Origin of the sequence: Shuttleworthella satelles DSM 14600, from assembly GCF_000160115.1 — a bacterium.
In the GTDB taxonomy this organism is placed as follows: Bacteria; Bacillota; Clostridia; order Lachnospirales; family Lachnospiraceae; genus Shuttleworthia; species Shuttleworthia satelles.
The window spans coordinates 286,021-294,492 of the sequence record NZ_GG665867.1; the positions used below are offsets into that span (position 1 = coordinate 286,021).

At 43.7% G+C, this 8,472-nt stretch carries 9 protein-coding genes, 6 tRNA genes and 1 pseudogene; 1 reads left to right on the plus strand and 15 read right to left on the minus strand.

Features of this window, described 5'->3' with window-relative positions:
* Positions 1 to 3: 3 nt before the first annotated feature.
* The 3 genes from GCWU000342_RS08105 to GCWU000342_RS08115 all read right to left on the minus strand — a co-directional run bounded on the left by GCWU000342_RS08105 (position 4) and on the right by GCWU000342_RS08115 (position 1,851).
* Complete coding sequence (locus tag GCWU000342_RS08105) at positions 4 to 624, minus strand: 4Fe-4S binding protein (RefSeq protein ID WP_045000942.1); 621 nt, start codon at positions 622 to 624, stop codon at positions 4 to 6.
* Positions 625 to 705: 81 nt separating this feature from the next.
* Positions 706 to 1,146, minus strand: coding sequence for an Rrf2 family transcriptional regulator (locus tag GCWU000342_RS08110; protein WP_006906914.1), 441 nt, complete (start codon positions 1,144 to 1,146; stop codon positions 706 to 708).
* A gap of 75 nt (positions 1,147 to 1,221) precedes the next feature.
* Positions 1,222 to 1,851, minus strand: coding sequence for an NAD(P)-dependent oxidoreductase (locus GCWU000342_RS08115; RefSeq protein ID WP_006906915.1), 630 nt, complete (start codon positions 1,849 to 1,851; stop codon positions 1,222 to 1,224).
* A gap of 174 nt (positions 1,852 to 2,025) precedes the next feature.
* Between GCWU000342_RS08115 and GCWU000342_RS10540 the strand changes: the two are divergent.
* Positions 2,026 to 2,160: pseudogene (locus GCWU000342_RS10540) on the plus strand (IS481 family transposase); the annotation flags it as partial.
* Positions 2,161 to 2,205: 45 nt separating this feature from the next.
* Here the strand turns inward: GCWU000342_RS10540 and GCWU000342_RS08120 are convergent.
* From GCWU000342_RS08120 to GCWU000342_RS08175, 12 genes are all read right to left on the minus strand, one after another.
* The gene (locus GCWU000342_RS08120; protein WP_045000944.1) at positions 2,206 to 2,784 is read right to left on the minus strand and encodes a class I SAM-dependent methyltransferase; all 579 of its coding nucleotides are present in this window, start codon (positions 2,782 to 2,784) and stop codon (positions 2,206 to 2,208) included.
* A gap of 12 nt (positions 2,785 to 2,796) precedes the next feature.
* The gene (locus tag GCWU000342_RS08125) at positions 2,797 to 3,672 is read right to left on the minus strand and encodes an IS3 family transposase (RefSeq protein WP_006905210.1); all 876 of its coding nucleotides are present in this window, start codon (positions 3,670 to 3,672) and stop codon (positions 2,797 to 2,799) included.
* 29 nt (positions 3,673 to 3,701) lie between these two features.
* The gene (locus GCWU000342_RS08130) at positions 3,702 to 4,040 is read right to left on the minus strand and encodes a transposase (protein WP_006905209.1); all 339 of its coding nucleotides are present in this window, start codon (positions 4,038 to 4,040) and stop codon (positions 3,702 to 3,704) included.
* A 150-nt stretch (positions 4,041 to 4,190) separates the two neighbouring features.
* Positions 4,191 to 4,712 (minus strand): UPF0236 family transposase-like protein, encoded by a 522-nt coding sequence (locus GCWU000342_RS10245; protein ID WP_006906918.1) that lies wholly within the window; start codon positions 4,710 to 4,712, stop codon positions 4,191 to 4,193.
* A 253-nt stretch (positions 4,713 to 4,965) separates the two neighbouring features.
* The gene (locus GCWU000342_RS08140; protein ID WP_006906919.1) at positions 4,966 to 6,672 is read right to left on the minus strand and encodes an ABC-ATPase domain-containing protein; all 1,707 of its coding nucleotides are present in this window, start codon (positions 6,670 to 6,672) and stop codon (positions 4,966 to 4,968) included.
* A gap of 15 nt (positions 6,673 to 6,687) precedes the next feature.
* Complete coding sequence (locus GCWU000342_RS08145; protein WP_330360275.1) at positions 6,688 to 7,221, minus strand: PadR family transcriptional regulator; 534 nt, start codon at positions 7,219 to 7,221, stop codon at positions 6,688 to 6,690.
* A gap of 246 nt (positions 7,222 to 7,467) precedes the next feature.
* Positions 7,468 to 7,540 (minus strand) — tRNA-Phe (locus GCWU000342_RS08150).
* 5 nt (positions 7,541 to 7,545) lie between these two features.
* Positions 7,546 to 7,619: transfer RNA gene (locus GCWU000342_RS08155), tRNA-Met, on the minus strand.
* A 26-nt stretch (positions 7,620 to 7,645) separates the two neighbouring features.
* A tRNA-Tyr gene (locus GCWU000342_RS08160) sits at positions 7,646 to 7,727 on the minus strand.
* Between the two features lie 25 nt (positions 7,728 to 7,752).
* Positions 7,753 to 7,825: transfer RNA gene (locus tag GCWU000342_RS08165), tRNA-Thr, on the minus strand.
* A 24-nt stretch (positions 7,826 to 7,849) separates the two neighbouring features.
* Positions 7,850 to 7,922: transfer RNA gene (locus GCWU000342_RS08170), tRNA-Val, on the minus strand.
* A gap of 42 nt (positions 7,923 to 7,964) precedes the next feature.
* Positions 7,965 to 8,038, minus strand: a tRNA-Asp gene (locus GCWU000342_RS08175).
* Positions 8,039 to 8,472 lie beyond the last annotated feature (434 nt).

Here is an 8,472-nt window from a genome sequence, read left to right on the forward strand (position 1 = left end):
TGGTTACCTTCTTTCCACCGCACCGACAGGGCAGGCTGTCAGGCAGTTCCCACAATGCAGGCAATGTTCCTGTTCGATAATATAGGGAATACTGTCTGTCACGATGCAATTCTGCGGACAGACTGCCGCACAGCTTCCGCAGCCGATACAGGCATCAGTAATGAAATAACCCTTCGCTTTTTTCTCTGCTCCGCCAAAGGTAAAGGAAGCTCTTTCTATCGGTTTCTTCGACAGGTTGAACCACTCGCCGGTTCCTTCATAAATCTGAAAAACCGTCAGTGCCCGCATGGATTCTTCTGTCGGATAGATTTCTTTCATATAGGGATTCTTCTCAAACAATTCGGGCATCCTTTCGTTCCCAAGTTCACGCACCTTGCCGCGAATGGATACCGCCACGCTGGACATAGTGCCCTTTCCCTTCATAGCGGTCAGCGCAAGATACTGCCGCTTGACCAGGCGATCATAAAAACCCTTGCCTTTCGCTGTCAGAAAATACAGACCGCTCTCATCCGCATCCATCATATCGATGGCTGCCGTAACAGGCAGTCCCTCATCATCAGCTGTTGCAACAACGGTTGTGTGGATGACCTTTACAATATATTCCAGATATTCCTTCGTATCCATCTGCAACACCTCTTTACCCAAAAAGCGGGCTATCGTCATTCCGACAACAGCCCGCCGTTTTGTCTTGCGCCTGATGTTAAATCAATCGGCGGAGTCGACTTCCTTTTTTATATCCGCCGCAACATCGGCAATCGTGATATGGCGCAGTTCATTTTCCATCGTATCCTGTACCCGCTGCAGTTTTTCATCCATAGCCAGATGAATATTCCTGCCAACGGGACACTTGATATTCGGATTCTCGTGGAAACGGAAAAGTCCCTCGCCGTCTACACAGTCTACAGCCTTATACACATCATAAAATGTAATCTCGTCAAGGCCTTTCGCAAGGCTGATGCCGCTCTTGCCCTGACTGATTTCGATGATGCCGGACTCCTTAAGGTTTCCCATCACATTTCTTACAATGACGGGATTCGCTCCAACACTTCCCGCGAGGAAGTTGCTCGTGACTTTTTCGCTGTCTTTGAAATAATCGATGGCAGTAATAATATGAACCGCTATCGTGAATTTACTTGTAATCTGCATTGCCCATTCCTCCTGCTTGTAATATAAATCGTTACAAGAAAGATGTCCATGCAGACATTACAAGCTTCGGTGTCATTATTCCCTTACCACGCTGATTCTCTGCTGGATATGATTGCCTTTCTCGATCTCGTCAATCATGGCAATGGCATAATCCGCATAGCTGATGATGCTCTCACCCTTGCTGTTAAGCGTAAGCTCCTCGCCGCCAAGAATGTACTTACCGCCGCGTTCGCCGTCAGCCTGGAAATCTCCAGCAGGGCTGATATATGTCCACTTCACATCCTTACGCTCACGAAGCTCGGTGAGAGCCTTCGCCATAGCCGCCGCCAGAGGCTTGAACGCATCCGGGAAATCAGGACCGTCAGAAACCTGCGCGGTATGTTCGGGATTAACATAAAGGCTGCCCGCGCCGCCAACAATGAGAAGACGGGTATCCGTACCGGAAAGGATGTCACAAAGGTGCGCAAGAGAAGTGCTGTGCTGGGAAAGGGTATCCTCCGTCCATACTCCGAATGCATCAACCACTGCGTCAAAGCCCTTCAAATCCTCTGCGGTCAGATCAAACAAGTCCTTCTGAACATAATCCTTCGCATCGGTGTTGTTCTCCTTGCGGCCGAAAGCCGTAACCTCGAAACCTCTGTTCACCGCCTCGGTGATAACCTTTCCTGCCACTCTGCCGTTTGCTGCTACTACTGCGATCTTCATGATGAAATCCTCCTTGTGAAATTCGTTTTTGCACTTGTAATATTTATCATTATAAGTGCACTATAGCAACCCGGTGCAAACTTGTCAATAGTTTTATTACATGTTTTTCAAAAAATAGCCGGTCTGTAAAACCGACACTCCTAAAACCTATGCGACACCCCTGAGAGGGAAATCGTTAAATTGTATCGATCCTCTCACGATATCAGTTTTGTCTGTCGTAGATACAAGATTTCCAAAGCCTCCCTAATGCGTTGGAACAGGCGATTTGATGGGACGAAAGAATCTTTACCGGATAAGTCCCATCGCCCCTTCAACAGTTCTTTCTTCTTCGGAAGCTGTTTCACCTCCGGCTTATCAAAAGCTTCTTCGAGCAATCATCACACCAATCGGCGCCAGACCTCCATATACAAATTTCATTTCAACTACTGAAAAGCCATATTCCTCAATAAAATCTTCAAATTGCTCTTTATTCCATTCTTGATACATTTTAAATCCTAAAATAGACATCAACCTTTTTATAATTTTTCTTTGCTTTCCCTCTTTCCACAGAAAAGTCGGAGCAAGCAAAGTACCATTCGGTTTCAATACCCTGTATATTTCCTTCATTGCCTGATCTGGCCTGGGCATAATATGAAGCGCACTGGCAATGACGACACAATCAAATTCTTCATCTGCAAAAGGTAATAATGTTGCGTCGGCTATTTCAAATGTAAGGTTTTCGTATTCTCCACGTTTCCTCGCTTCCAGAATCATCTGTTCGGAAAAGTCTGTTCCAATCCAACTTTTCGTGTGCTTTGAAAGGCGAAACGACAATTGTCCCGAACCACAGGCAAGTTCAAGCACATTCATTTCTTTATTCAGATAAGGACTGATGTATCCGCAAACTTTATCATAAACTGATATTGTCAATAATGGTTGACAGATTTTCCTCAAGGATTTACAACCCTAAGCTGATTCCTGTAAAGATGAATAGTATTGTTGTCTCTTGACCATGGGTGGAAGGCCATCATTTGCGGAACAGATTCGACGGTTATTCCAGTAGCTCATGTAGTAACGCCAGATAAGCTCTTTTAGCTCTGTTACAGTCATCTTCTCGGTATCATAGCGATCATATAAGAGTTCAGATTTCATTCTCGCCCACATGCTCTCGCAACGAGCATTATCATGGCAACGGCCACCATCACTGTTCATGCTCTGTGTTATATGGCAGTCCTGGACGGCTCTACGGTAGCAATCACTGGTGTACTGTACTCCGCGATCGCTATGGCAGATCGCACCTTCGATCTCCGGGTAAGCCTTATGAGCATTCCTCAGGGTTCGGGCACACAACGGGGCCTTCATGTTGGTAGCCATTGCCAGTCCTAAGACAGCCAGATCGAAGCAGTCAAACATAGCAGAAACATAGAGTTTACCATCACTTGCCTTGATTTCGGTTATGTCCGTAACACATTTTGTCAGTGGCTCTGTTGACCTGAAATCCCGCTTGAGCAGATCATCCGATTTACGAGCAGCCTTGTCGGCTTTCGTTATTCCATTTGGCTTACGCTTTGGACGATGACTGATGCCGATTTCTTCCATTACTCGATAGACGGTCCGCTCACTCGGGATATCGATATCCTTCGGCTTCTTCTGCAGAAGAGCGTCACGCATCCTGGAACGACCATAGGTATCATTACATTCATCTTCCTTTAGGATATCCCGCATAGCATCGGCCAGCTTCTGATATTTCCAAGGCCGATCCTTACGTTGCAGGTATTTATAGAATGCCTGGCGGCTCACATGGAGCATCCGACAGTAGAATGTAAGTTTCCCTTTAATCATGCCGCCTTCTGTCTTAACAGTGATATATTTCAGTCTTTCATTTTTGCTGACTTCAGACGGCTCGCGGCAAAAAAAGCGCTGGCTTCCTCCAGGAACTCGTTTTCTTCTTTAAGACGACGAATTTCCTTATCCTGATCTTTGACCTGCTTACGTAAGGTGATCAGCTCCTCATTCAGGGTCATAGCACTTTTGGGGGTCTGGGATCCCGCTCCAAGATCCAGATTTCCGAGCCTATTAGCGCGTATCCATGTATAGAGCGTGTTTTTGGGGATGCCTAGTTCACGTGCAGCTTTTGCCTGGCCAATCTCTTTTGCCAGCTTAACTGCCTGGATTTTGTACTCCTGATCGTACTGTCTGTTAGTTGCCACCGTAAACGCCTCCTTATTCTCTTAAATTATAATGAAATCCTTGAGAATAAGATGTCAACTTTATTTATACAGCATCAAACGCCTTTATCTTTCTTCATAAAGGCAGCATACCGCTTGGCAAATTTATCCCAAAATTTTTTATTGCTTTTATCATACATCGTCAGCACTCCTTTCGACATAAATGATCATATCGTGATCTTCATCCGCGTCGATAAACAGATACTCCGGAGCACGTTTTTCATCCTGCTCCGGTTTATCCTTTTCCAGGGGGAATTCCAACGCATGGATTCTTTCTTTGACGGTCTGTCTGCTTACTTGACTCAAAGTACTTACTTCTTCACCGCCCCTACGGTAAGAGGTCTGTACCGTTTCTGCAAGCAGGTTAGCGAGTGCGTCGTCTGTGATCCTCTGATGTTCACCGATACCAAGGATCCGATCTACAAGGTAACATGTTTCTTTGGTCTTGCTGTTCTTAAACAGCGTTTTCTGGAACTGTACATTGCCGAGAGATGTGATCAGGGCCTTGCTGTCTCTGCGGACGATCTGCCACCCTTTCATCCTCCGCACGGCACTCCCTCGCAGCATCTCATCGCAACTGTTCAGAGTCTGGGTGATGAAATCCAGTCCCATGCGAAGGAATTCGTCTCTTGTTGTAAGGATAAACTCTGACATGGTGGATGGATCCCGGAAGAACTGCTCCTGGACTTTTATTAATCTATCGATGCTTCTGGGGTCAAACTGAGGTATACTGACATCGAGGTCTCCTTCGTGTCGCTGGTTGTGTTTGGATACTTAACCTTAACACGTCGGGGTACCTCTTTTCTATTATTTTCAAATTCCTACAAAAACTTTACGCTAACTTATACCGGTTTGACGGTGAGTTTTTATATCGGTCAGATGATTAGGAATAAGTATAAGTTAGTGTTTATCCTTTTACAACCAGCCCTCTATATCTGCTGATAGCCGCAAAAACTTCCTGTTTTCTTGGCATTGCAAGATTACCGGGATGACCTGTATATGGTGATATGGAATCCAATCCTGATTTTTCAATATGTCTGTACATCTGATCCAGTGACTGTTCAATTGTCTTCTTTTCATCAATCACTTTATTCTTTAAAAACCCGATCATAACGGCGATACAATTTGTCTGACTTTCATCAACAAGCTGCTCCAGCCCTGAAATATCTATATTGTTCCATCCATACAAAATAGTATATTTGCCTTTGGCTTTCAGGCGATCTTCTTTACCTGACAAAGAGAATCCTTTTTTCAAAGGAACACGATGTGTTACTTTACCAAAAACATTATCTGATAAAAATTCTCTTTTATATCCGTCGGTAGACGCTATTTCCTTTGCTCTGTCGGTGACATCCTTTGGAATATACTCATCCATCATTATAACTCTGTCGGCAACATCAAAGTAATCTCCGCAACCTCCCACTATGAGTATGGTGGAAACTCCCAAATCTTTATATAAAGGTTTTACTTTATCAATAAAAGGTGTTATAGGCTCTTTTTCTCTTGCAATCAGTTTTTGCATACGACCGTCACATATCATAAAATTGGTGGCGGAAGTATCTTCATCAATCAAGATAAGTGAAGTTCCGGATTCTAAAGCTTCCATTACATTTGCCGCCTGTGATGTGCTTCCGCTGGCATTTTCCGTAGAAAATAAATGTGTATCCTTATTTCCCGGCAGATTATTTATAAAAGCACTTATATTTACTTTTTCAACATTTCTTCCATCCTCTGCACGAATCTTGACCGCATCAAAACAGGTAATCACCATTTCACGCCCGTCACCTGAAATATGATTATATACTCCGCGTTCAAGTGCTTTCAGCAGTGTTGACTTGCCATGGTAGCCTCCGCCTACAATCAATGTAATACCTTTTTCAATTCCCATCCCTGATATATGCTTTCCGCTTGGAAGATCCATATCTGTTTTAAAACTTTTTGGACTCTGAAAAGGAATCCCGTCACGCAAAGGCTTATCTGAAACACCGCTCTCACGCGGCAAAACAGATCCGTCGGCAACAAATGCAACCAAATTTCTTCGCTTTAATTCTTCCCTTATATACTCTTGATCGATCATTAAAGAAATCTGATTTTTCAATTCATTATGATCAATATTTTCATACAGTAATGCCGCATCTACAATTTTTTCAAGAGTTTGTGAAAAAATCCGATTGGCTTCTTTTCCTAAAACACGTCTACCGGCTGCCGGAAGCCCTATCTCAAATCTTACCTCAACTCTGTTATCCTTAATCAAAACGGAAGTTCTCTCCAACATCTCCTGTCCGCATCTGTCAATTACAATCATACCGCTACCACCTGTAGCATTTATTTTCCGACTGTAAATTTCAGTTTTTTTATAAAACTCCCTTGTTAAAAAATCCGAAACGGCAATAATTTTACTTTTTGAATCAAGTAATTCATCAGGAATACCTGTTACTTTCCTGTTCATAATAATCCGCACTTTTGACGGCGGTGCATACGGGTCAACTTGTACATGGTCAATGGAAAGAATATATTTCCCGAAGTTGTACTCTCCCTTTATAGATTTATATGCACCATATCCCTGACCGTTTATTGAAAATAATAACTGCTCCAGTTCCTGTCTACTTTTCAAATGTATACCTCCATATCATGTTTCCAAACATTCTAATACTTTTTTTATAAAATCCTGCTGTTGCCTAATCATTGCAAACATATTATCAAAAACCAACTTTACCATAGGCGCAACATCATTATTCATTGCTTCACACTTTTCTTTCCAGCCTTTCATAACAGATTCATATTCAATATCAAGCCTTTTAAGTTGACTTTCCAAGGCGGTATAAATCTCACCGGATGTCAGCTTATCACATAATGATATCCCGGCATATAAAGATGACGGATAAGAAAGAGAAAACTCCGTCAACGAATCATAAATTAATGTTCTCAAATATTTTTTCCCTTTTTGAGTAATACTATAAGTTACTCTCGGTCTGTATTGTGCCTGTTCCATATCCGTTACACAGATATATCCGTTCTTTTCAAGCTTTTTTAAAGCATAATAAATAGAACCTATGAGCACTCCTCCCCATCTTTTTGCATCCATTGTTTGTAACATCTGCTTTATATCATAACCTGACATAGATTCGTTATCCAGCAGCCAAAGCACCAATAAACGTATCACAAACCCACCTCCATATTCAACATTGAATATAATACAATTAATATTTTTATATGTCAATATATGACACTTCTACCTATTAAAAAAGCTATTATGAATTTTTCGGTTATGCCATAAAAGATGCTGACATACCATGGAACACCTAAATCCGCCCAAACACAGTATTAGGGCGGGCTCCCGAAGGATCCCGCCCCAACATTTGACATAGAGCCAATATAAATATATACAAACTGTAAAAAGGCATAAGAATGCCCAGTTCCGGAATCGAACCAGAGACACGCGGATTTTCAGTCCGCTGCTCTACCAACTGAGCTAACTGGGCAAAAGTTGCGGGAATAGGATTTGAACCTATGACCTCCGGGTTATGAGCCCGGCGAGCTTCCAGACTGCTCCATCCCGCGATATGAAATTGATGCCTTTCGGCAACTGGGTGGTGGTGGATTCGAACCACCGAAGCAATTTGCAGCAGATTTACAGTCTGTCCCCTTTGGCCACTCGGGAAACCACCCTGATTCGATTGTTGTCAACTGACAAAGCCGATGATAGGACTTGAACCTACAACCTGCTGATTACAAATCAGCTGCTCTGCCAATTGAGCCACATCGGCTGACAAGAACCAAATGGCTCTCAATGGGACCTATAGGGCTCGAACCTATGACCCTCTGCTTGTAAGGCAGATGCTCTCCCAGCTGAGCTAAGATCCCACATGACTCATGCGAAATATTCTGAAACTCTCTCGCATGAAACGACCTAGGAGGGGCTCGAACCCTCGACCTCCGCCGTGACAGGGCGGCGCTCTAACCAACTGAGCCACTAGGCCATTGAGAGAAGGCAGATACCTTCAAAACTTCATACAGATGAATTGCAAACCGCGGATCTTTTCTCACACTCTTCGAAAATGGTCATCTCGCATCCGCAACTTCGTTGCTTCTGCTCGATGCGTTTGCTGCGCAAACTTTCTCAGAAAGAAAGCATGCGCTTTGAATGCAAGCATTCTCGCTTTGCTTTCTTCCATTTTCTACGAAATGGACTCGCTCGAAAACAGGTCGCTCCAAGCGCAAGCGCTCTCGCTCCTCTTTTCCTGCTCGTCCGCTTTCTTCGCTTTTGGTCAAGCCTTCGATCGATTAGTGACAGTCAACTGAACACATTGCTGTGCTTACATCTCTGCCCTATCTACCTTGTACTCTGCAAGGGATCTTATGTCCTTTTGGACGGGATATCTCATCTTGAGGGGGGCTTCACGCTTAGATGCCT

Excerpts from the sequence above, each read along its gene's own strand:
- GCWU000342_RS08105 (WP_045000942.1), bottom strand. The coding sequence starts at position 624 with ATGGATACGAAGGAATATCTGGAATATATTGTAAAGGTCATCCACACA.
- GCWU000342_RS08110 (WP_006906914.1), bottom strand. The coding sequence starts at position 1,146 with ATGCAGATTACAAGTAAATTCACGATAGCGGTTCATATTATTACTGCC.
- GCWU000342_RS08115 (WP_006906915.1), bottom strand. The coding sequence starts at position 1,851 with ATGAAGATCGCAGTAGTAGCAGCAAACGGCAGAGTGGCAGGAAAGGTT.
- GCWU000342_RS08125 (WP_006905210.1), bottom strand. The coding sequence starts at position 3,672 with ATGATTAAAGGGAAACTTACATTCTACTGTCGGATGCTCCATGTGAGC.
- GCWU000342_RS10245 (WP_006906918.1), bottom strand. The coding sequence starts at position 4,712 with ATGTCAGAGTTTATCCTTACAACAAGAGACGAATTCCTTCGCATGGGA.